Source organism: Paenibacillus sp. FSL R10-2771, assembly GCF_038000205.1.
Lineage (GTDB): Bacteria > Bacillota > Bacilli > Paenibacillales > Paenibacillaceae > Paenibacillus_AQ > Paenibacillus_AQ phytohabitans.
Map to the genome: position 1 here is coordinate 1,178,273 of NZ_JBBOBM010000001.1, position 22,237 is coordinate 1,200,509.

The 22,237-nt window shown below is 52.5% G+C and carries 19 protein-coding genes; all 19 read left to right on the forward strand.

The features are described 5' to 3' along the window. Positions 1-59: 59 nt before the first annotated feature. The 19 genes from NSU14_RS04995 (at position 60) to pgeF (ending at position 22,235) form a co-directional block, all read left to right on the forward strand. A complete protein-coding gene (locus NSU14_RS04995; RefSeq protein ID WP_340943268.1) occupies positions 60-2,204 on the forward strand; it encodes a penicillin-binding transpeptidase domain-containing protein in 2,145 nt (714 codons plus the stop codon). A 92-nt stretch (positions 2,205-2,296) separates the two neighbouring features. Further along, positions 2,297-4,222 carry a stage V sporulation protein D gene (locus tag NSU14_RS05000; RefSeq protein WP_336103450.1) on the forward strand — a complete coding sequence of 642 codons (1,926 nt, stop codon included), beginning with the start codon at positions 2,297-2,299 and terminating at the stop codon, positions 4,220-4,222. A 36-nt stretch (positions 4,223-4,258) separates the two neighbouring features. Further along, a complete protein-coding gene (locus NSU14_RS05005) occupies positions 4,259-5,746 on the forward strand; it encodes a UDP-N-acetylmuramoyl-L-alanyl-D-glutamate--2,6-diaminopimelate ligase (RefSeq protein WP_340943274.1) in 1,488 nt (495 codons plus the stop codon). Further along, positions 5,743-7,155, forward strand: coding sequence for a UDP-N-acetylmuramoyl-tripeptide--D-alanyl-D-alanine ligase (locus NSU14_RS05010; RefSeq protein ID WP_340943275.1), 1,413 nt, complete (start codon positions 5,743-5,745; stop codon positions 7,153-7,155). Before NSU14_RS05005 ends, NSU14_RS05010 begins: the two co-directional genes overlap by 4 nt. Before the next feature lie 16 nt (positions 7,156-7,171). Beyond that, the gene (gene mraY, locus NSU14_RS05015; protein ID WP_039304257.1) at positions 7,172-8,137 is read left to right on the forward strand and encodes a phospho-N-acetylmuramoyl-pentapeptide-transferase; all 966 of its coding nucleotides are present in this window, start codon (positions 7,172-7,174) and stop codon (positions 8,135-8,137) included. A 3-nt stretch (positions 8,138-8,140) separates the two neighbouring features. Next, a complete protein-coding gene (gene murD / locus NSU14_RS05020) occupies positions 8,141-9,562 on the forward strand; it encodes a UDP-N-acetylmuramoyl-L-alanine--D-glutamate ligase (RefSeq protein ID WP_042139387.1) in 1,422 nt (473 codons plus the stop codon). A gap of 49 nt (positions 9,563-9,611) precedes the next feature. Continuing rightward, positions 9,612-10,709, forward strand: a complete 1,098-nt coding sequence (spoVE, locus tag NSU14_RS05025) for a stage V sporulation protein E (protein ID WP_171721020.1) — start codon at positions 9,612-9,614, stop codon at positions 10,707-10,709. Between the two features lie 5 nt (positions 10,710-10,714). Then, on the forward strand, positions 10,715-11,830 hold the full coding sequence (gene murG, locus NSU14_RS05030; RefSeq protein WP_076244035.1) for an undecaprenyldiphospho-muramoylpentapeptide beta-N-acetylglucosaminyltransferase: 1,116 nt from the start codon (positions 10,715-10,717) through the stop codon (positions 11,828-11,830). Between the two features lie 186 nt (positions 11,831-12,016). Next, positions 12,017-13,300, forward strand: a complete 1,284-nt coding sequence (gene murA / locus NSU14_RS05035; protein ID WP_340943283.1) for a UDP-N-acetylglucosamine 1-carboxyvinyltransferase — start codon at positions 12,017-12,019, stop codon at positions 13,298-13,300. Between the two features lie 66 nt (positions 13,301-13,366). Further along, positions 13,367-14,131, forward strand: a complete 765-nt coding sequence (locus NSU14_RS05040) for a cell division protein FtsQ/DivIB (RefSeq protein WP_042139383.1) — start codon at positions 13,367-13,369, stop codon at positions 14,129-14,131. 150 nt (positions 14,132-14,281) lie between these two features. Further along, entirely contained in the window at positions 14,282-14,485 is a 204-nt protein-coding gene (locus NSU14_RS05045; protein ID WP_340943289.1) for a hypothetical protein, read from the forward strand. Then, positions 14,472-15,734, forward strand: coding sequence for a cell division protein FtsA (gene ftsA, locus NSU14_RS05050; RefSeq protein WP_039304274.1), 1,263 nt, complete (start codon positions 14,472-14,474; stop codon positions 15,732-15,734). Before NSU14_RS05045 ends, ftsA begins: the two co-directional genes overlap by 14 nt. Positions 15,735-15,798: 64 nt before the next feature. Continuing rightward, entirely contained in the window at positions 15,799-16,914 is a 1,116-nt protein-coding gene (gene ftsZ / locus NSU14_RS05055) for a cell division protein FtsZ (RefSeq protein ID WP_042139382.1), read from the forward strand. Positions 16,915-17,041: 127 nt separating this feature from the next. Beyond that, positions 17,042-17,902, forward strand: coding sequence for an Rpn family recombination-promoting nuclease/putative transposase (locus tag NSU14_RS05060; RefSeq protein ID WP_340943293.1), 861 nt, complete (start codon positions 17,042-17,044; stop codon positions 17,900-17,902). Between the two features lie 210 nt (positions 17,903-18,112). Further along, entirely contained in the window at positions 18,113-19,078 is a 966-nt protein-coding gene (gene spoIIGA, locus NSU14_RS05065) for a sigma-E processing peptidase SpoIIGA (RefSeq protein ID WP_171721024.1), read from the forward strand. Positions 19,079-19,101: 23 nt separating this feature from the next. Further along, positions 19,102-19,821, forward strand: a complete 720-nt coding sequence (gene sigE / locus NSU14_RS05070; protein ID WP_039304286.1) for an RNA polymerase sporulation sigma factor SigE — start codon at positions 19,102-19,104, stop codon at positions 19,819-19,821. A 78-nt stretch (positions 19,822-19,899) separates the two neighbouring features. Further along, positions 19,900-20,682: an RNA polymerase sporulation sigma factor SigG gene (sigG, locus tag NSU14_RS05075; protein WP_039304289.1), complete on the forward strand. Its 783-nt coding sequence runs from the start codon at positions 19,900-19,902 to the stop codon at positions 20,680-20,682. Positions 20,683-20,847: 165 nt separating this feature from the next. After that, positions 20,848-21,192, forward strand: coding sequence for a YlmC/YmxH family sporulation protein (locus tag NSU14_RS05080; protein ID WP_039304293.1), 345 nt, complete (start codon positions 20,848-20,850; stop codon positions 21,190-21,192). 185 nt (positions 21,193-21,377) lie between these two features. After that, a complete protein-coding gene (pgeF, locus tag NSU14_RS05085; protein WP_042139379.1) occupies positions 21,378-22,235 on the forward strand; it encodes a peptidoglycan editing factor PgeF in 858 nt (285 codons plus the stop codon). Positions 22,236-22,237: the final 2 nt, after the last annotated feature.

Genomic DNA, 22,237 nt, shown 5'->3' on the forward strand with positions numbered 1-22,237 from the left:
GAGGGTGTATTACCCTCTTTTTTCTTGTTTTAGTCGGCAGAGTTTTCTGGATTCAGGTAATGCAGAGTGAGAAGTGGCAGAAGGAAGCAGCTACGCAGTGGGCACATACTTCAACCATCAAGGCGGTCCGCGGTGTGATTGAAGACCGTAACGGCAGTGTTCTGGCCAGTGACGTTCCTGCCTATACTGTTGTGGTTGACCCCGAGGTCATTGCCGAGAAGGGGATCGGCCAGGAGGTCATCCAGGGACTGCATGAACTGCTTGGCAAGCCTGAAGATGAGTTGAAGAAGCTGGTAGAGGCCAAAGACGATAAGGGCAATTACTACAAGAACCGGGAGATCCGCAACGAAGGCTGGAAGATTAATCAGGATCTGGCCGATAAGGTTACGGCTTTTGTGGATAAGCTCAAGAAAGAGCATGATACCCTGGAAACGGGTGTAGGGCTTGTTAGAGAGCAGAAGCGTTATTATCCGAAGGACTCACTGGCTGCGCATATTCTGGGCTACACCGACAGGGACGGCAATGCGGTCATGGGTCTGGAAAAGTACTTCGACAAACAGCTCGCCGGTACGGATGGCAAGCTGAATTATCAGAGTGACGGCAAGGGAATCAAGCTGCCCGATTCACAGGATAGCTACCAGCCTGTAGTAAACGGAAGCAATTTCAAGCTGACCATTGACAGCACCATTCAGCACTATATCGAAGAGGCGATGAAGAAGGCTTATGCCGAGTACAAACCGAAGTCGATAAGCGTCATTGCTGCCGATCCGAATACGATGGAGATTCTGGGACTGGCCAATATGCCGACCTTCAATCCGAATGAATATTATGACCTTAAGCAGGATGCGGCTGGCTTCTATAACCACGCGATCATGTCGAGATTTGAGCCGGGCTCCACGTTCAAGATTGTACCGCTGGCCGGTGCCGTTCAGGAGAAGCTGTTTAATCCGGAAGAGACAGTCCATTCGGGCTCTATCCGGATCAAAGGGTACAGCAAACCGATCTATGATATGAACAGAGCCGGTTACGGAGATATCACCTTGCTTCAAGGGGTCAAACGTTCCAGTAACGTAGCCTTTGTCAAGATTGGTTATGAACTGCTGGGCCAGGAAAAGCTGCTGAAATATATCAAGGATTTCGGCTTTACGGAAAAGACGGGCATTGACCTCCCGGGTGAAACCACCGGTATTGTCAACCCGAATCCGAACAGGCCGATAGAGAATGCTACCTTGGCCTATGGCCATGGCAAGCTGCTGGTTACACCGATTCAGCAGCTCACGGCGATGGCGGCGATTGCGAACGGCGGCAAGCTGATGGTGCCGCATGTAGTGAAGGAAGTTACCGATCCTAATACAGGCAAGACGACGGTGACTCAGCCGGAGGTTGTGCGGCAGGTCATTTCCGAGGACAGCGCCCGTGAAACCGGCAGCTATCTCGAGCAGGTCGTGGCAGACCAGGTAATCGGAACCGGACGGCATGCCTATATCGAAGGATACCGGGTGGCCGGCAAGACCGGAACGGCGATTAAGCCTGACGGCAAGGGCGGGTATGACCGGGATAAGGTGCTTGCTTCCTTCCTCGGCTACGCTCCGGCCAATAATCCGAAGATCGCGGTATTCGTCGTAATTGATGAGCCTGCGGATGCTGCCGGCGGCGGAGCCGCAGCCGGACCTATTTTCAAAGAGATAGTCTCGCAGTCCCTGCAATATATGGGCGTACCCAAAACGGTTGAATCGGATAAAGCAGTGGGCAGCAAAACGTCAGTCAAGCTGGCGGCTGACTCTTCAGAGCTGCGCAGTACACCTGATCTCGTGAACAAAACCGTTAAGGAATCCAGACAGCTGCTCCTTAATCAAGGCTTTGACTTCGAGATTGTCGGCACAGGGGCAATGGTAATCAGCCAATATCCGGATAAGAGCACAAAGCTTGCCGCCGGACAGCGGATTTATCTGCTTACCCAGCAGGATGAAGCAATGACCATTCCCGATTTGAAGGGAGAATCTTTGCGTGATGCCCTGGAAATTCTCAATCTGCTCAAAGTAGGGATAACGGTTGAGGGCGAAGGTTATGTCACAGAGCAGACGCAGACCAAGAATAACAACAAAACGCATATTTCTCTGAAGCTCAGTCCCCTGAATGAATACGGGGAGAATATCCCTGTAGCCGTCAACGTTGACCCCGATGCAGAGGATCCTGCGGAGTAGCGCCTATATAGGCTTGTTCTAACCCCTGTTTGTCCCGAATAGTCATGGAGATAAGAGATCATGTCTATACGAGCGAAAGCGGGGAGAGCGGAATGAAGGTTTCGAAAGTCGTAACTCGGCGGAGAATGCTGTGGACGCTGCTGGGACTGGCCGTGTTGTTCGGTTCGCTGGCCGTGCGTCTTGCCTATGTACAGTTATCACAAGGGGAGAAGCTGAGCGCCAAGGCTGAGGAATCCTGGCGGCGGAATATTCCCTTCACCGCCAAACGCGGCGAGATTCTGGACAGGGAGGGCGTTGCCCTGGCATATAATATCAGCTCGCCAACGATCTATGCCATTCCTGTGCAGGTGAAGGAAAAGGAACAGACCGCGAAGCAGCTGGCTCCGCTGCTCGGTATGACCGAGGAGAAGCTGGTCACTCTGCTGACCCAAAAGAAAGCCTCGGTGAAACTGCAGCCCGGCGGCCGCAAAATTACGATGGAGCTTGCCGCGAGCATCCGTGATTTGCAGCTGCCGGGCATCGTTGTGGCTGAGGATAACAAACGGTATTATCCCTATGGCGATTTAGCCGCACATATTCTCGGCTTCACGGGAATTGACAATCAGGGGATCACCGGGATAGAGAGCATCTACGATAAGCTGCTTCAAGGCAGCGCAGGCAATATATCGTATCTGTCCGATGCCGGAGGACGGCTGATGCCAGGCTCCTCGGAGAAGTATACCGAGCCGCAGGACGGGCTGAGCCTGCAGCTGACAATTGATAAGCAGATTCAGTCGATCATGGAACGCGAGCTCGATCAGGCCATGGTGAAGTATCAGGCGCAAGGTGCCTGGTCGATTGCGATGGACCCCCGCAATGGTGAGATTCTGGCCATGGCGAGCCGGCCGGGTTATGAGCCGGGCTCCTATAAGGAATACGATGCCGAAGTATATAACCGGAATCTTCCGATCTGGATGACGTATGAACCGGGCTCCACCTTCAAGATCATTACCCTGGCTGCTGCTCTGCAGGAGGGGAAGGTTGATCTGCAGCATGAGCATTTTTTCGATCCGGGATATATTGAAGTGGGCGGTGCCAAGCTGCGCTGCTGGAAAAAAGGCGGCCACGGAAGCCAGACGTTCCTTGAAGTGGTGGAGAATTCCTGCAACCCCGGGTTTGTTGCCCTGGGCCAGCGTCTCGGCAAGGATACCCTGTTTAAGTATATCCGTGATTTCGGGTTTGGCACGAAGACAGGGATCGACCTCAACGGTGAAGCGAACGGGATTCTGTTCAAGCCGGCGCAGGTAGGGCCGGTCGAGCTTGCTACCACGGCCTTTGGCCAAGGGGTATCCGTAACACCGATCCAGCAGATTGCTGCGGTGTCTGCAGCGATTAACGGCGGCAGGCTGTATACTCCGCATGTTGCCAAAGCCTGGATTAATCCGGATACCGGTAATGTCGTATCCGAGGTTGAGCCGGAGGAAGTGCGGCAGGTGATCTCGGAGGAGACTTCGAAGAAGGTGCGGGCCGCCCTTGAGAGCGTAGTTGCCAAAGGCACAGGCCGGCCGGCGTTTATTGACGGCTACCGTGTGGGCGGCAAGACAGGGACGGCACAGAAGGTTATTAACGGCCGGTATTCTCCTACGGAGCATATCGTCTCTTTTATCGGATTTGCACCAGCGGATGATCCGCAGATCGTAGTGTACACCGCAGTTGATAATCCCAAGGGAATTCAGTTTGGGGGTGTGGTAGCAGCTCCGATCGTCCAGAATATTCTTGAGGATTCGCTTCATTATCTGAAGGTTCCGCAGCGTAAGGATCAGCTGCCGAAGACCTATAAATATGGGGAGACTCCGATTGTGACAGTTCCCGATCTGACAGGAGCTACCGTTCAGGATATTTATGAGGATTTGAACATGAATTTCATGCTGGCCCGCTCCGGATCAGGCAATACAGTGATTAATCAGGCGCCCAAAGCGGGGGCAAGAGTGGAGCAGGGTTCAACCATCCGGATTTATATGGGAACTTCCAGTGAATAATAGGATAGTCTGACAAATGTAGAGTGAGGGATTACTATGAAAATTAATGAATTGTCATCCTGTCTTGCCGCTTCGCGTCTATACGGGGAAGGTGAGACCGAGATTAGTGATTTGCAGGTGGATTCCCGCAAGGTTAAGCCGGGCGATTTGTTCATTTGCCTGCCCGGTCATACAGTGGACGGACATGATTATGCACCGCAGGCAGCCGCAAGCGGTGCGGCTGCACTAGTCTGTGAGCGGAAGCTGGAAATCGATCTGCCGCAGATCGTGGTAGATGACTGCCGGTTTGCGATGTCCGTGCTGTCGAATGCGTTCTTCGGCTCACCCAGCAGCCGGATGAAGATGATTGGGATTACCGGAACCAACGGCAAAACCACCACTACGTATCTCATTGAGAAAATTATGCAGGACAATGGCGTGAAAACGGGGCTGATCGGGACGATTCAGATGCGTTACGACGGACAAAGTTATCCAATGTCCGGTACTACGCAGGAATCGCTTGAGCTTCAGCGCACTTTGAACGAAATGGCATCCAAAGGTGTGCAGTGCTGTGTGATGGAGGTATCCTCCCATGCACTTCAGCAGGGACGGGTGAAGGGAACGGACTACCGCACAGCGATATTCACTAACCTGACTCAGGATCATCTGGATTATCACCATACGATGGAGGAGTACCGCGCGGCTAAGGCGCTGTTCTTCTCGCGGCTTGGCAATGTGATCTCACCGTGGAAGGAAGAACGTAAATATGCAGTTCTCAACGCGGATGATGCAGCAAGCAGCTATTTTGCTGACCAGACCGCTGCGGAAGTGATTACATATGGTATCGACACCCCTGCCAATGTCCGGGCCTCTCAAATTTCGATCACGTCCAAAGGAACTTTTTTCCATGTGGATACGTTTAAGGGGAAGACAGATATTTCGCTCCGGATGGTCGGCAAGTTCAATGTCTATAATGCACTTGCGGCCATTACTGCTGCTCTGCTGGAGGATGTGCCGCTGGAAGATATCAAAGCCAGTCTGGAGTCAGTAGCCGGTGTGGACGGACGTGTCGAGTCTGTGGATGCCGGACAGGATTTCGCAGTCATCGTAGACTACGCGCATACGCCGGATGGTCTGGAGAATGTGCTGAAGGCTGTCTGTGAATTCGCTGCCGGCAAGGTAATTACCGTCTTTGGCTGCGGCGGAGACCGGGATACGACCAAACGGCCGCTGATGGGCAAAATAGCTGCCAAATACAGTGATCGTGTCATGGTTACTTCCGACAATCCCCGGACAGAGGATCCGCTGCTGATTCTGCGCGATATTGAAGCGGGACTTCTTGAGGACGGCGTGTCACAGGAACGGTACGAGATGATTCCCGACCGGCGGGAAGCGATCAGAAAAGCTATTGAAATGGCAAGCCCCGGCGATGTAGTATTGATTGCGGGGAAAGGTCATGAGACCTATCAGCTAATCGGCGGAGTCGTTCATGATTTTGATGACCGCATCGTAGCCAAAGAAGTGATAAGGGGCCGAAGCTATTGATTACAAGAACGCTGTATACTATTGCGGAAATGTGCGGGGGAGAGCTGTCCTCTGCTGAAGATAAGGATATTGAACTTGCGGGAGTCGTAACCGATTCCCGCAAAATTACGCCTGCCTGCCTGTTCGTTCCTCTGGCCGGAGATAACTTTGACGGCCATCATTACGCTGCTGCTTCTCTGGCAGCAGGAGCGGCCGCTACGCTCTGGCAGCGGGATAAGGGGCCTGCGCCTGAAGACGGTCCTGCCATTCTGGTGGAGGATACACTGGCCGCTTTGCAGAGACTGTCCTCGGCTTATCTGGGCGAGCTCGCGCCGCGTGTAGTCGCCGTGACAGGCAGCAACGGCAAGACAACGACCAAAGATATGATTACCGCTCTTCTTGAAGTGCAGTACAAGGTACACAAAACACAGGGCAATTTCAATAATCACATCGGTCTGCCGCTTACGATTCTCTCCATGGACAGCGATGTTGAGATTGCTGTGCTGGAGATGGGCATGAGCTCGCGCGGTGAGATTGCCCTGCTGTCCAGGATAGCTGCCCCTGATGTGGCTGTGATTACCAACGTGGGCGAATCCCATCTGCTGCAGCTCGGGTCCCGCAAGGAAATTGCCCGGGCGAAGCTAGAGATTGTGGACGGACTTAAGCCGGGCGGCCTGCTCATCTACAACGGGGATGAACCGCTGCTCGCAGAAGTTATGGCAGAGCCCGGGTTTAATCCGCCGGAAGGGATGCTCAGCTTCCGTTTCGGGCAGTCCGGAGACAATGATGACTATCCTACAGGTCTCATGACTCATGGCGCTGGAATGACCTTCACTTCGCATCTTCATGCCGAGCGTGCCTTCACGCTGCCTCTGCCGGGGCGTCACAATGTCATTAACGCACTCGCTGCACTAGCGGTTGCCCGCCATTTCCATGTGACTGACGAGAATATAGAGACCGGATTAGCCGGGCTTAAGCTGACCGGCATGCGGATTGAAGTGATGCAGGCGGCGAACGGGCTGACGCTGCTGAACGATGCTTATAATGCCAGCCCTACGTCCATGAGAGCAGCGATAGATGTGCTGCAGTCCATGAAGTGCAGCGGGAGCAGAATCGCGGTGCTGGGGGACATGCTGGAACTTGGGCCTGATGAAGTTCTGTTCCACCAGCAGATCGGCAGCTATCTCGATCCTGCACTGACGGATGAGGTATACACTTACGGACCGCTCGCTGCTCATATTGCTGCGGCTGCGGCGGAGAGATTCGGGGCCGGACATGTATTTGCTTTTGAAGACAAAGAAGCACTAATCACGGCCTTGAATACCAAATGTGGTTCCAGGGATGTAGTACTCTTCAAAGCGTCCCGGGGGATGCGTCTGGAGGAAGTGCTTCACCGCCTGAAAGAATATTCTGAAGCTGACTTAAACTAATGGAGGGGGTGTACCCATGGATTATCAATTACTTCTGCTGACTATTGCTGTGTCCTTTATCCTTGCGGTCATTGCCGCTCCGCTGATTATCCCGCTGCTGCGCCGGATGAAGTTCGGGCAGCAGGTTCGCGACGACGGGCCTCAGACCCATCTGAAGAAGGCGGGAACGCCTACGATGGGCGGAATTATCATCATGGTGGCGTTCACGTTATCTTTTCTGAAATTTTCGGTGATTAATTCGGATTTCTACGTACTTCTGGTAGCTACGCTGGGTTACGGTCTGATCGGTTTCCTGGATGACTATATTAAGATTGCCTTCAAACGTTCCCTCGGGCTGACGGCACGCCAGAAGCTTGCCGGCCAGCTGCTGGTCGGTATCGTTCTATGCGCCCTGCTCATTTCCGGCGGACATCATACAAACATCAGCATTCCGGGAACATCGGTGAGCTTTGACTGGGGCGGCTGGTTCTACTATCCGTTTATTGTCCTGATGATGATGGCGGTAACCAATGCGGTTAACTTCACGGATGGTGTGGACGGACTGCTGTCCGGTGTCAGTGCGATCGCGCTCGCTGCTTTTGCTGTAGTTGCCATGCAGGCAACCTCCATTGCTGCCGGTGTCTGCGCTGCTGCGATGATTGGTGCAGTACTTGGCTTTCTGGTATTCAATGCCCATCCGGCCAAAGTGTTCATGGGTGATTTCGGCTCCTTCGGGATTGGCGGCGCCATTGGCGCGATTGCCATTGTAACGAAGACCGAGCTGCTCTTCGTGGTGATCGGCGGTGTCTTCGTAGTCGAAATGCTGTCCGTAATTATTCAGGTCGCTTCGTTCAAAACACGCGGCAAACGGGTATTCCGAATGAGCCCGATCCATCATCACTTTGAGCTGGGCGGCTGGTCGGAGTGGCGTGTGGTTGTCTCCTTCTGGGCGGTGAGCCTGGTGCTAGCGGCTGTTGGACTATATCTCATCAAGGGGTTGTAACATATGAAGCATCCGGATTTGTACCGTGGTGAAGAAGTGGTCGTCCTGGGGCTCGCCAAAAGCGGCGTCCAGGTGGCCAAGGTGCTGCATGAGCGCGGCGCGGTTGTGACGGTCAATGATAAAAAGGAAAGAGATCAAAGTCCCGAAGCTTCCGAACTGGAATCTTTGGGAATTTCTGTTATATGCGGCGGGCATCCGGAAGGGCTGATTCATGAGGGTGTTGCGCTTGTTGTAAAGAATCCGGGGATTCCCTATTCCGTGGCTCCGGTGCAGCAGGCTCTTGAGCTTGGCATCGAAGTCGTAACGGAGGTAGAGGTGGCTTACCATCTCTGCGCCGCACCTATGATCGGTATTACGGGCTCCAACGGGAAGACGACTACAACGACCTGGGTTGGCCGTATGCTGGAGGCAGCGGGGATGAGGCCCATAGTTGCCGGGAACATCGGTACGCCGCTCTGTCAGGCCGCTCAGGAGGCTGACGTGGACAACTGGATGGTTGTCGAGCTCAGCAGCTTCCAGCTCAAAGGGACGGAAGCCTTCCGGCCCAAGGTCGCTGCCCTGTTGAATGTTGCCGAGACCCATCTGGATTATCATGGGGGGATGGAGGATTATGTGGCCTCCAAATCCAAGCTGTTCGCGAATCAGGGGCCGGGCGACACCGCTGTACTGAACTGGGATGATCCGGTCTGCCGCGAGCTGGTTCCATATATCAAAGCAGCCATCCTGCCCTTCTCCATGACTGAAGAACTGGTTCAGGGCATTTTTGTCCGTCCATCCTTTGTGCCGGAGACAGAAGATGATCTGAAGCGGGTAATCATTTACCGGGATTATACGGAGAGCGAGACCGAAATAGCCGATGTGGATTCGATCGGCCTTCCGGGCCGCTTCAATGTAGAGAATGCGCTGGCCGCCTGCGGCATCGCCATTGCCGCAGGCGCGGACCCGGCAGTGCTTGGCGGAGTGCTGGCTTCCTTCCGCGGTGTGGAGCACCGGCTGGAATATGTGACAGACAAGGCGGGGGCCGCCTACTATAACAATTCCAAGGCTACCAATTCCAAAGCTACAGCCATGGCGCTGGGGTCCTTCAAGAAGCCGGTCATCCTCGTTGCCGGAGGTCTGGACCGCGGTTCTGATTATATGGAGCTGCTGCCTGTCCTCGGAGGGAACGTCAAGGCACTGGTGGCTCTTGGGGAGACGAAGGACAAGCTGGCCGCGGTTGCGCAGCTGGCAGGAGTAAAGACAATCATCTCCGTCGATAATGGGGAGAGCGCCGCCGCCGTGCTGCAAGAGGCCGTGCGGGAGGCTTCCGCTCTTGCGGAAGCAGGAGATGTAGTTCTCCTCTCTCCTGCCTGTGCCAGCTGGGATATGTTTACATCCTATGAGGAGCGCGGGCGTATTTTTAAAGAGGCGGTGCATAACCTTTAAGTAGGGGGGTGGATAAGCCCCTACTACGGATGCAAGAGGTGTGCTCCTGATGAACAAATCCCGTCATGCGCCCGATATCTGGCTGCTGCTTCCGATATTGGCTTTGCTGGCCATCGGTATGGTAATGGTATACAGCGCCGGGTCCGTTTTGGGCTTCCGCAATTATGGCGACTCGTTTTATTTTGTCAAAAGACAGCTGCTGTTCGCAGGCCTGGGTCTTATCGCCATGTTCATCACTGCGAATACGGATTATGTGGTGCTGAAGAAGTTCGCCAGGCCGGCCCTGATTTTCTGCTTCGTACTGCTGGTGCTGGTGCTGGTTCCCGGCATCGGGGTCGTGCGCGGAGGTGCGCGCAGCTGGCTGGGAATCAGTTCTTTCGGCATTCAGCCCTCGGAGTTCATGAAGATGGGGATGATCCTCTTTCTCGCCAAATGGCTCGGAACAGAGGATTACGATATTTCCAGCTTCACCCGCGGCCTGCTTCCGCCGCTTGCGCTGATCGGTTCCGCTTTTGCGCTGATCATGCTCCAGCCGGATCTCGGTACAGGCACTGTCATGTTCGGGGCTGCGTTGATGATGGTCTTCACGGCAGGGGCCCGGATGAAGCATCTGCTCTCCCTGGGCGCGCTGGGTGTTGCCGGGTTCGTGGGGCTTATTGCCGCCGCACCCTACCGTCTGCAGCGGATTACGGCCTTCCTGGACCCCTGGTCTGATCCGCTCGGGGCCGGATATCAGATCATACAGTCGCTGTACGCGATTGGCCCCGGCGGACTGGGGGGCTTGGGTCTCGGCATGAGCCGGCAGAAGTACAGCTATGTGCCGGAGCCGCAGACCGATTTTATTTTTTCCATATTGGCTGAGGAGCTGGGGTTTATCGGGGGACTGGCAGTGCTGCTGCTCTTCCTGATTCTGATCTGGCGCGGAATGAAGGTAGCGATGAGTCTGCCGGACCGTTTCGGCAGCTATCTGGCCGTGGGCATCGTCTGTATGGTCGCTATTCAGGTGATCATCAACATCGGTGTGGTTATCGGCCTCATGCCGGTTACCGGCATTACGCTTCCGCTGATCAGCTATGGAGGCTCATCGCTGACCCTGATGCTTACAGCACTTGGCATTCTACTTAATTTATCCCGTTATGCGAGGTGAAAGACATGCGTATTGTATTAAGCGGCGGCGGTACGGGCGGACATATCTATCCGGCCGTAGCCGTGGCCAGACAGCTGGAATCCGAAGAAGAGAAATCCGTCTTCCTGTATATCGGGGGCAAACGCGGTCTGGAGAGCAAGCTTGTTCCCCAAGAGAATCTGCCCTTTAAAGCGATTGATATTACCGGCTTCCGCCGTAAGCTCTCGATGGACAATGTGAAGACGGTAATGCGTTTCCTGAAGGGGGTGAAGGCCTCCAAAGCCATGCTGCGGGAGTTCAAGCCGGATGTCGTTATCGGCACGGGCGGATATGTCTGCGGGCCGGTAGTGTACGCTGCATCACGGCTCGGCATCCCGACGCTTATCCATGAACAGAACGCGATCCCGGGCCTGACCAACCGCTTCCTCAGCCGGTATGCCGATACGGTCGCCGTAAGCTTTGAAGGCACGGAGCCGGCTTTTCCAGGGGCTAAGAACGTAATCTACACAGGCAACCCCCGGGCAACTACGGTAATGACTGCCAACCCGCAGCGGGGATTCGCTTCACTTGGGATTCCTGAAGGCAGTACGGTTGTGCTGGTAGTCGGAGGAAGCGGAGGCGCCAGGGCAATTAACCGGGCGATGATTGAAATGGCTCCGTTTGTGGGTAAGGGTAATGGTGTTCACTATGTGTATGTTACCGGAGAGGCTTATTTCGAGGAAACCCGTAAAGCTGTGCGCGAGAAGCTCGGAAGCTTGCCGAACTCCCTGCATATTCTTCCGTATATTCATAATATGCCCGAGGTACTGGCCTGTACTTCACTCATCGTGAACCGGGCGGGGGCATCGTTTCTTGCAGAGATTACTGCGCTTGGCATTCCCTCTGTGCTTATCCCTTCTCCCAATGTGACGAATAATCACCAGGAAGCGAATGCCAGACAGCTTGAACGTGAAGGGGCAGCCGTTGTGCTGCTGGAGAAGGATTTAAGCGGCGAGGCACTATTCGCAGCGGTGCATAAGATTATCGGAGCGGACGCTGCACGCCGCAGTATGTCCGATGCCTCAAGGCGGCTGGGTAAAAGAGACTCCGCCTCGCTGGTTGTCGCCGAGCTCCGCAGACTGGCCGCAGGCCGGAAACGCTAGAATCCCGGGCTTACATTGTCACACACGAGAGGTCACGAACATAGGATGATCCTATAATCGTGACAATCACCCAGAGCACTTCCAGTTCATGAAATGTGGAGCGGGGTAGCTTCCCGGCCTATTTCTGTTGATCTGTGTACAGGAAGTGCCCAACGGTGGGTGAGCGGTAATCTCGGAGGTGATACATTGGACAAATTGGTGATTGAGGGTGGAAATCCCCTGTCAGGCACCATACGTATCCATGGAGCGAAAAATGCGGCCCTGCCGATTCTGGCGGCAAGCCTGCTGGCCGAAGGAGTTCACTCACTGCATAATGTGCCGAAGCTGCTGGACATCGAAACTATGCTGGATATTCTGGAAAGGCTGGGCTGCAGGGCCGTGCATGAAGATGAAACGGTTACGGTCGATACAACCTACGTCGCAACCTCCCATGTTCCGGAGGATTTAATGCGGCAGATGAGATCCTCCATTTTTCTAATGGGACCGCTTCTGTCCAGGTTTGGTGAAGTAACGATTTATCAGCCGGGCGGCTGTGCCATCGGGGAACGCAAAATTGATCTTCACCTGCAGGGTCTGAAGCTGCTCGGGGCGGAGATTGAGGAGACCAGCGGGATGATCTGCTGCCGGGCTGCCAAACTGACAGGCTGTGATATTCATCTGGATTATCCAAGCGTCGGAGCCACGGAGAATATCATGATGGCTGCCGCTATGGCGGAGGGGACCACAACGGTGTCCGGAGCGGCCAGAGAGCCGGAAATCCAGGATCTGCAGAATTTCCTGAATGCGATGGGTGCGCAAATCATCGGTGCGGGAACAGATACGATCACCATTCAGGGCGTCTCCAAGCTGTATCCTTGCAATTATGAGGTCATTCCCGACCGGATAGTTGCCGGGACCGTAATGATCGCAGCTGCAGCTACAAGGGGGAATGTGACACTGACCCACACCAACGCAGGACATTTGACATCCCTGATCCATGTTCTGAGGCGTGCCGGTGTTCAAATTACAGTTTGCAATGATATAATTAATATCAGCTGTATGGGGCGTCCGCGTGCAGTAGAAAGAATTGTAACCTCCCCTTATCCTTCGTTCCCTACAGATCTGCAATCCCAGGTGATGGTCCTTTTGTCCCTGGCTGACGGATTCAGTGTGATTAAAGAAACTGTATTTGAAGGACGCTTTAAGCATGTGGAAGAGATGGCCCGGATGGGAGCCGACATTTCCATTGACCTGAACCGGGCGTTTATACGCGGAGTGCAGAGATTATACGGAGCTACGGTAGAAGCCACCGACCTGCGTGCCGGAGCTGCCCTGGTTATCGCCGGACTTGCCGCTCAAGGAACTACCGTTGTTGAGCAGGCGCATCATATTGACCGCGGATATGACGGCATCGAGATACTGTTTCAGAAGCTGGGTGCACGCATTAGCCGCAAGGTACCTGTACCGGACCCGCTGGATTTGGCCAATTAAAGCTCCCTGTCTCCTTCGGCCCGAGTGCGCGGGAAGGAGACAGGGCCTTATTACGGAGATATGAGAATGCCTAAAACCCGAATGCCTCTTCTTAAAGAGGACAAGCCCAGTAAGAGAATGAGCCGTAAAATCACCATTATCCTGCTGCTGCTGTTTATTGCGCTGCTGGCCGTGATATTTTTCCGTTCGTCCGTCAGTAAGATTACGGCAATCAATTTCCAGGGGGATAAATATACATCCCGGGAGGAATTGCTTGCCGCAAGCGGTCTTACAATCGGCGGACAGTTCTTCGCGGTCTCCGGAGATTCCGTGGAAAGTGCACTGACAGGACTGAAGACGGTTCAGGAAGCGGCTGTGGACAAGAAATTCCCCGGTGTGATTAACATCAGCATTAAGGAATTCCCCGCAGTGGCATACGAGCTGGATGAGGCTGGATCGCTTGAGGCGATTCTGTCCAGCGGAGCTGCAGTATCTGTCAAGGATACTGGGATTGCCGTTGAGAAGCCGATATTAACCAACTGGAAGGCTGATGATCCTTACAAGACGAAGCTGTGCCAGGCGCTGGCTGATATTCCGAATGAACTGACCAGTGATATATCCGAGATCGTCCCCTCCCCGACTTTGTCTTTTCCGGACCGTATTAAGCTGTATACACGTTCACGGTTTGAGGTCATTACGGCAATTTCACTGCTTAAGGATAAGGTGGAATACCTGAATCAAGTAATTGAAAACGAGCAGCCGGGATTGATCAAGATGCTTGAGGCCGATTCTTATGTCCCATTTCATACAGAAGCGGAGGATTCCGGGGAGGATTCAGACACACAAGAGTAAATAGTCCCTACTAATAGAGCGGAAAAAATGCTACAATCGGTTTTACGGGCAATAAGCAATATCCCTCTTTTTTCTGCGGATTTTTTGAAATGCATTCATGGATATAGCTGTCATTTCTTAAAAGGTAGAACTTATATGCTTTAGAAAAAATTGAAAGCAGTTGTTTGCATGCCAAAAGGCTGTTATATTATTCCATTCAAAAAATTTGTAGAAAAAAGAGGGAAAGGATTAGGGATGTTGAATATGTACAGAGAAGTTTCCCGGGACCGGGATCAAAGCGTATTTTCTATTTATTTGGCTTCACAATTCATTATGATTATAACAGGAGGTGCCATAGGGCTTGAGCAACAATGACATCATTGTTAGTTTGGACATCGGTACATCCAAAGTTCGGGCAATTATTGGGGAAGTTACCAATGGAACCTTTAATATTATTGGCGTTGGATCTGCTGATTCGGAAGGAATACGCAAGGGTGCGATTGTAGACATCGATCAGACTGTGCAATCGATCAAGAGTGCCGTAGAACATGCGGAGCAAATGGTCGGTATTCAAATATCCGAGGTGTATGTCGGTATATCCGGTAATCATATCGGCCTGCAATCCAGTCACGGCGTAGTTGCCGTGCAGAATGAAGACCGTGAGATCGGCGAAGATGATATCGACCGCGTAATCAAGGCTGCTGAGGTCATAGCACTGCCTCCTGAGCGCGAAGTCATTGATGTTGTCGCCAAGCAATATATCGTCGACGGGCTTGAAGGAATTCAAGATCCGCGCGGAATGATCGGAGTTCGCCTCGAGGTTGAAGCGACGATCATTACCGGGGCTAAGACACCAATACATAATCTGCTGCGCTGCGTGGAGAAATCAGGTCTGAAGGTTAAAGATCTTGTGCTTATGTCTCTCGGGGCAGGCGGATTAGCGCTTTCCAAGGATGAGAAATCAATGGGAGCAGTACTGGTGGATATCGGTGCCGGCCAGGCGACGATAGCCGTATATGAAGAAGGTTCCTTGTGCGCAACCTCTACGATTCCGATCGGCGGAGAATTTATAACCAATGATATTGCATACGGTCTGCGAACACTTACGGATCAGGCCGAGAAGGTCAAGCTGAAATATGGCTGTGCCTGGATTGATGACGCTGCCTCGGATGTCGTGTTCAAGGTTCTGCGGATCGGCAGCAATGTTGAGAAGGAATTCAACCAGGAAGATCTGGCGGCGATTATTGAGCCCAGAGTTCAAGAAATCTTCCATCTGATCCGCCAGGAAGTGAAACGGCTTGGTTACAATGAGCTTCCGGGAGGTTATATACTAACGGGTGGCACCGTTTCGATGCCGGGCGTGCTGAAGGTAGCCCAGACTGAGCTGGCAGCCTCCGTACGTATTGCCGTACCTGATTATATTGGAGTACGTGACCCCGGGTTCACCGGCGGTGTGGGTATACTCCATACCGTTGTGCGCAGATTCCGCGGACGAAGCAGCGGTGGAAGCGCCAATAAGAAGACGGTTAACCGCAGCAAGCAAAGTGCTGCACCTAGCCAGGATTCTTCCAAGAAGCCGGGACTGGTAGAACGTCTAAAGAATATGTTCAGCGAGTTCATATAACTGTAAGTCCAGATATACTTGGACTGGCCATCCAAGCACTACTCAAGGGGGAGATGGAAACAATATGTTGGAATTTGATTTTGAAATGGAGAGCTTAGCCCAAATAAAGGTCATCGGAGTAGGCGGCGGCGGAAGCAATGCTGTAAACCGGATGATTGAAAATGGCGTTCAGGGTGTTGAATTCATCACGGTTAATACAGATGCCCAAGCGCTGCATATGGCCAAATCGGAGCATAAACTGCAAATCGGGGATAAACTGACCCGCGGACTTGGCGCTGGAGCCAATCCTGAGGTGGGGAAGAAAGCGGCTGAAGAATCCCGCGATCTGATTTCAAATACGCTTAAAGGTGCAGATATGGTATTCGTAACCGCAGGTATGGGCGGGGGTACCGGAACGGGCGCAGCGCCTGTAATTGCTGAGATTGCCAGAGAGTGCGGAGCATTGACGGTTGGCGTCGTGACCCGTCCGTTTACTTTTGAAGGCAGAAAACGTTCCAATCAGGCAGAACTGGGAATCGAAGCGTTGAAAGAAAAAGTGGATACGCTGATCGTGATTCCAAATGACCGCCTGCTGGAAATTGTGGATAAGAAAACACCAATGCTGGAGGCTTTCCGCGAAGCGGATAATGTACTCCGCCAGGCTGTGCAAGGGATCTCTGACCTCATTGCCGTTCCCGGCCTGATCAACCTTGACTTTGCCGATGTGAAGACAATTATGACGGAGCGCGGTTCAGCACTTATGGGTATCGGTATTGCGACCGGCGAGAACCGTGCCTCGGAAGCGGCCCGCAAAGCCATTATGAGCCCGCTCCTCGAAACCTCCATCGAAGGTGCACGCGGCGTAATTATGAACATTACAGGCGGCTCCAACCTCTCCTTGTATGAGGTTAATGAAGCGGCTGAGATTGTTACCTCTGCTTCCGATCCTGAAGTGAATATGATCTTCGGTGCGATTATCGAAGAGAGCATGAAGGACGAAATCAAGGTTACGGTAATTGCTACCGGCTTTGAACATAAGCCTTCCCCTGTAGCGCCTGCTCGCCGTCCTGCATCCAGCAGTGAGCCGGCAGCGGACAAGGATAAGAATGCGAATCTGCGTCCGTTCGGCAATCAGACAACCTCTGATCAGCTGGATATTCCAACCTTCCTGCGCAACCGGACACGCGGCAACAATGATTAAGAACTAAGAGCAATGAACTGCATAGCTTTTTACGGAAGCACCGTATTCGACCCGCATTTAGCCGGGACGAATACGGTGTTTTTTTGTTTTTCAGGCTGTTATAATAACGATAACGGGAGACGATGGAATGGAACTGCTGGACCCCCGGGTAGATTTCGTATTTAAACGGATATTTGCAAGCGAGAGTAACAAGGATGTGCTGCTGGCTTTTTTGAACCGGATATTCATGGATGCGGGAGATCCGCCGCTGGAGGAAGTAGTGCTGCTCAATCCGTATACGGATAAGGATGATCCGCTGGATAAGCAATCGATATTTGACATTTGGGCGAAGTCTGCAGACGGCAAGCTGATCAATATTGAAATGCAGCTGTTCAACAAATACGATATTGAGAAAAGGACCTTATATTACTGGAGCAAACGTTATGCGGGCCAGCTTCAGGTAAGCGGCAAATATACAGACCTCAAGAAATGCGTAACAATCAACATTATGAATTATAAGGTGCTGCCTAACGAACATCCGCATAGTGTGTTTCACTTACGGGAGGATGCAACCGGAACGCCGCTCACGGATGATATTGAAATTCATTTTCTGGAATTACCCAAGCTGAATCAGCGAGCTGTTCCCGGCCAAGGCGGTCTGGTGAACTGGCTGCTGTTCTTGAAGGGAATAAACCACTCGGATTGGGAGGTGCTGTTGATGAACGAGCCTGCTTTGAGGAAGGCGATGGAAACCCTGGAGTTTCTGAGTCAGGATTCGGAAGCCCGGCGTAAATATGAGGACCGCCAGAAGTTTCTGCTTGACGAAGCCTCGCAGAGAGAGGGTGCACAAAGAGAAGGGTTTGCTAAAGGCATAACAGTAGGCAGAGCAGAAGGTGAGCTCGAGGCAAAACTGGAAATAGCCAGAAATCTCCTGGCTATGGGGCTGGATCTTCCTTCTGTAATGAAGGCAACCGGACTGACTGAAGAAGAATTGAAATCTATCACTTGAATGAATATTCGAACTTGAAGTCAGCCTCTACAGGCTGGCTTTTTCTTTTATCCTCTTAATATCTCTGCTGACCTATAACTCGACAAAAAAAACGTAAGTACGCCCCCCAAGTTTAGACAGACTTTGAATGCGAGAGTTCCTATACTAATCTTATCGTCTAAAAAGAGAGCCTTCACCCTGGCCTCCGGCTAGATATCCGTTACCAGGCAGGTGAAAACACTGGTTGTTTATATTGACTTGATCTTCGCCGCCAATCTGCTGATCGACGGAATTCTATTGTGGCTGACCAGCTGGCTGGTCAAGCTGAAGGTGTCCTGGTGGCGCCTGTCTCTCTCTGCGCTGGTTGGCGCGCTCTATGTCGTGATGATGTTTGTACCGGAGCTGTCCTTCATGTACACCTTCCTCATCAAGTTCGGGTTGTCGGTAGTGATGCTGTGGATCGCGTTCGGATTTAGAAGTCTGCAAAGCTATCTTCGTGCATTAGGGGCATTTTATATCATTAATTTTGCGGCGGCAGGAGGTATAGTAGGGATTCATTATTTGCTGCAAAGCTCAGGCGACATCTGGAACGGCATTATCTTTACTTCTTCAGGCGGCCAAGCTTACCGGTTGAAAATTGGATTCTGGTTCGTGCTTGCGATGCTTCCGCTGGTGCTTCTTCTCTTCAAGCTGATTCAATCCTCGCGCAGGCGCAGGGAGCAGCTGGAGACATATATCGGTGAAGTGACTGTGGAGATTGACGGAGTATCTGTTACCTGTCCAGGGCTGCTGGACACCGGAAACCGGCTCAATGATCCGCTTACGCGAATTCCGGTCATGGTTATGGAATCCTCACTATGGGAAGGCCATCTGCCGGCCTCATGGAAAGGGAGGCTGACACAGACAGGGGCAGATACACTTGTGCTGGAAGCGGACGGGCAGTCGTTTGCCTGGCAGGACAGAATACGGCTGGTGCCGTACAGAGGCGTTAACCGCGGGGCATCCTTCATGCTCGCGTTGAAGCCGGATTCAGTGATGATAAAGCTTGGCGGCGAAACCTTTTACAGCAAGAGGGTTCTCATCGGGCTGGATGGCGGGACACTGTCGGGAGACGGAGCGTACCGGGCGGTCATACATCCTGACCTGACCCACAATGAGAGCGCTGTAGAGGCGCCGGCAGACAAGGCTATGAGTTAAGGAACATATAGGAGGAACAATAAATGGTCAAATTCAAACTTGTGCTGCAACTGCAGTATTACCGCATGCTGTTTCTGCTGGGACTGAAGAGCCAGGAAATTTATTATATCGGGGGCAGTGAAGCGCTTCCTCCTCCGCTTACACGGGAAGAGGAAGAATTCCTGCTGCAGCGGCTCTCAAGCGGTGATGCGGCGGTCCGGGCCATGCTGATTGAACGCAACCTGCGGCTGGTGGTGTATATCGCACGGAAATTCGAGAACACAGGGATCAATATCGAGGATCTTGTTTCCATCGGGGCGATTGGACTGATTAAAGCAGTCAACACCTTCGATCCGGAGAAAAAAATAAAACTGGCCACCTATGCCTCACGCTGTATTGAGAACGAAATTCTGATGTATCTGCGGCGCAACAGCAAAACTAGAAGCGAGGTTTCTTTTGATGAACCGCTGAATATTGACTGGGACGGCAACGAGCTGCTGCTATCGGATGTGCTGGGAACGGAGAATGACACGATTTACCGGAATATCGAAGAACAGGTGGACCGCAAGCTGCTGCAGAAGGCGCTGGAGAAGCTCAGTGAACGGGAAAGATTAATTATGGAGCTGCGGTTCGGACTGCGCGGCGGTGAGGAAAAAACCCAAAAGGATGTTGCTGATTTGCTTGGCATTTCCCAATCCTACATCTCGCGGCTTGAGAAAAGAATTATCAAGCGGCTGCGCAAGGAGTTCAACAAGATGGTGTAAGCTGAAGGAACCGAGGAATAAAATGCCGGACCGGGGAGATAATGTACAGTAATGTTTCTCCTTGGGAGGTAAATCATCATGACCCGAAATAAAGTCGAGATTTGCGGTGTGGACACCGCTAAGCTACCCGTTCTTACGAACGTGGAAATGCGGGCATTGTTCACTTCGCTGCAGCAGCAGGGCGAGCGATCCGCCAGAGAGAAATTGGTAAATGGTAACCTTAGACTTGTTCTTAGCGTAATTCAAAGGTTCAATAATCGTGGGGAGTTCGTGGATGATCTGTTTCAGGTAGGCTGCATCGGACTCATGAAAGCCATCGATAATTTTGACTTATCGCAGAATGTCAAGTTCTCTACCTATGCGGTGCCGATGATCATCGGAGAGATCCGCCGTTACTTGCGTGACAACAACCCGATCCGGGTATCGCGCTCGCTGCGGGATATTGCCTATAAGGCCCTTCAGGTCCGTGACAGCCTGACCAATCAGAATTCGCGGGAACCGACGATCCTCGAGATTTCAGAAGCGCTCGGTGTACCTAAAGAGGATGTCGTCTTTGCCCTTGATGCTATTCAGGACCCGGTATCCCTGTTCGAGCCGATCTATCATGACGGCGGTGATCCGATCTATGTTATGGATCAGATCAGCGACGATAAGAACAAAGATGTATCCTGGATTGAAGAGATTGCTCTTCGTGAAGCCATGCAGCGGCTGGGACAGCGCGAGAAACGTATTTTGTCCATGCGGTTCTTTGAAGGTAAAACCCAGATGGAGGTAGCGGATGAGATTGGGATCTCACAGGCGCAGGTATCGCGGCTTGAGAAGTCGGCTATTCAGCAAATGCAAAAGCATGTGAAGTCTTAAACAGCAGGCTATAGATAAGCGGGGGATATTCCGGAAGGCGCGTGAGCGGCTGCCCGGGGTATCCTTTTGTATGTAACGGCGAAGGCCGGAAATGAATTAAGACATGTTGCCAAGCCTTAAGGACATATACTGGAGCTATAGGTCTGAATGTACAGGGGTGGCAGGATGAATGAAGATTCCGTAGGGTCGGGCAAAAAGATGAAAATCTCTGATTTTCAAACCAAGGATGTTATTAATATTGTGGACGGCAAGCGGCTCGGACAGATTAGTGATCTGGAGCTGGATCTGCGCCGGGGGGTTATTGATGCCATCATCGTACCGGGATATACAAGGTTCATGGGACTGTTCGGAGGCGGTGCGGATCTGATTATCCCGTGGCGGAATATCGTCAAGATCGGTGCCGATGTCGTCCTGGTGAAGATTGAGGAATCCCGGATGCCTCAGGGCCAGGAAGAGCGGGAGATGATGTATCTGGAGCGGCCGGAACGCAGCGAGCGGCGCACTTATTAATCGGGTGCGTCTTTTTTCTGCGTATATGGGTAAAGGCATAGGGTGGGCTCAGTCGGGTCCCCGCAAAGTACCTGAATAGGCATCGGAGCATAACATCACTTTGTGGGGTAGAGTTTATGGGGTAGAGTTTATGGGGTAGAGTTTGTGGGGCTGAGTTTATGTTACACTTAAGCGGAGGTGAAGATATGGAACCGTTTATGCGGAGTGACGGAACGCCTATGCTGCTTCATCTGGAGCCGTGGCGAGAGAAGTATAATGCAATCACAGCAGGATTCACAGGCAGAGAGGGCGGCAGCGGTACGAAGCCGTATGACAGCTTCAACTGTGCGTTTCATGTCGGTGATGATCCGGCTGTTGTGCTCAGCAACAGAAAGCTGCTGGCCGAAAGTCTTGGTTTCGGGCTCCAGTCCTGGACCTGCGGAGAACAAACCCATGGTAAAGATATAGCGGTAATTACAGAACAGGACCGCGGAAAAGGCAGCCTGGACCGGTCTACAGCTTTTCAGGCTACCGACGGGCTCCTGACTAATGTGCCGGGTGTGCTGCTGACTTCCTTTTATGCGGATTGTGTGCCGCTCTACTTCTATGACCCCGTGCACAGTGTTGTGGGGCTGGCGCATGCAGGCTGGAAGGGGACTGTGGCAGAGATCGCAGCAGCGATGGTGGACAGAATGGAACAGGAGTATGGAAGCCGTCCGGAGGATATCCAGGCTGCCATAGGCCCTTCGATTGGCGAATGCTGCTACGAGGTAGATGATTATGTAATGGACCACGTCCGCCGGCTGGAGGCCGGGCTGAACCCGCTGATGATGGTGGAAGGGGCGCCGGACTTATATAGAAGCTCGGATAAGGACAGCAGCAAAAGTATGCTTAACTTGAAAGAAATGAATCAACGCATTATGATAAAAGCAGGAATATTGCCGACTCATATCGAATGTACAACTTGGTGTACAAGCTGTAACAGTGATCTGTTCTTTTCGTACCGCAAGGAAAATGGGGTTACAGGGAGAATGACGAGCTGGATCGGAATAAAGGAGAGTTGAAT

Coding starts and splice junctions, on each gene's coding strand:
- NSU14_RS05060 (WP_340943293.1), top strand. CDS start 17,042: ATGGAACTGCTGGACCCCCGGGTAGATTTCGTATTTAAACGGATATTT.
- NSU14_RS05000 (WP_336103450.1), top strand. CDS start 2,297: ATGAAGGTTTCGAAAGTCGTAACTCGGCGGAGAATGCTGTGGACGCTG.
- spoVE (WP_171721020.1), top strand. CDS start 9,612: ATGAACAAATCCCGTCATGCGCCCGATATCTGGCTGCTGCTTCCGATA.
- NSU14_RS04995 (WP_340943268.1), top strand. CDS start 60: ATGCAGAGTGAGAAGTGGCAGAAGGAAGCAGCTACGCAGTGGGCACAT.
- NSU14_RS05040 (WP_042139383.1), top strand. CDS start 13,367: ATGCCTAAAACCCGAATGCCTCTTCTTAAAGAGGACAAGCCCAGTAAG.
- pgeF (WP_042139379.1), top strand. CDS start 21,378: ATGGAACCGTTTATGCGGAGTGACGGAACGCCTATGCTGCTTCATCTG.
- sigE (WP_039304286.1), top strand. CDS start 19,102: ATGGTCAAATTCAAACTTGTGCTGCAACTGCAGTATTACCGCATGCTG.
- NSU14_RS05080 (WP_039304293.1), top strand. CDS start 20,848: ATGAATGAAGATTCCGTAGGGTCGGGCAAAAAGATGAAAATCTCTGAT.
- NSU14_RS05005 (WP_340943274.1), top strand. CDS start 4,259: ATGAAAATTAATGAATTGTCATCCTGTCTTGCCGCTTCGCGTCTATAC.
- murG (WP_076244035.1), top strand. CDS start 10,715: ATGCGTATTGTATTAAGCGGCGGCGGTACGGGCGGACATATCTATCCG.
- ftsZ (WP_042139382.1), top strand. CDS start 15,799: ATGTTGGAATTTGATTTTGAAATGGAGAGCTTAGCCCAAATAAAGGTC.
- mraY (WP_039304257.1), top strand. CDS start 7,172: ATGGATTATCAATTACTTCTGCTGACTATTGCTGTGTCCTTTATCCTT.
- murD (WP_042139387.1), top strand. CDS start 8,141: ATGAAGCATCCGGATTTGTACCGTGGTGAAGAAGTGGTCGTCCTGGGG.
- sigG (WP_039304289.1), top strand. CDS start 19,900: ATGACCCGAAATAAAGTCGAGATTTGCGGTGTGGACACCGCTAAGCTA.